The sequence below is a fragment of the Romboutsia sp. 13368 genome, from assembly GCF_018336475.1.
Classification (GTDB): Bacteria; Bacillota; Clostridia; order Peptostreptococcales; family Peptostreptococcaceae; genus Romboutsia.
Map to the genome: position 1 here is coordinate 1,167,890 of NZ_CP048741.1, position 516 is coordinate 1,168,405.

Here is a 516-nt window from a genome sequence, read left to right on the forward strand (position 1 = left end):
GATAAGGTATATTATGATATTGATGATACACCTACAACCAACTCTATGGAARTATTAGATTTAGATAATTTTAAAACTAAAGAGTTAAAAATAAACTTTTTATGTGTAGATAGTTCGGGAGTAAATGAAACTGGAGAAGTTTATCAATGGAATAATAAAATTGATTTAAAATACAATGAATTTAATAAAAATAATAAATTATATATAGAATTAAAATCAATACCAGTARCTACTATAAAATATACAACAGATGGCTCAAATCCAAAAGAACATGGCTATATATATGATAAAGAATTTGAAGTACCAGATGATTGTYTATATGTATTAGCAATAGCTCAAAAGGATGATATTGAATCAAATCAGTTAAATATAAAAATAGATAAATCTAAAGAGGGTATTAAAATCAATAAAGATAAGCCTGTCGTACTTTCAACTAATATTAGAATAAATGAAACGGCAAATATATATAAAGAAATTGATATGTTAAAAAAACATAATGTTAAAGTATCAGATGTA

1 protein-coding gene is annotated in these 516 nt (G+C 23.0%); it reads left to right on the forward strand.

Translation table 11 applies throughout. The features are described 5' to 3' along the window. Positions 1-516, forward strand: a 516-nt coding sequence (locus G3997_RS04755) for a chitobiase/beta-hexosaminidase C-terminal domain-containing protein (protein ID WP_296648919.1), incomplete at both ends; no start/stop codon positions are given.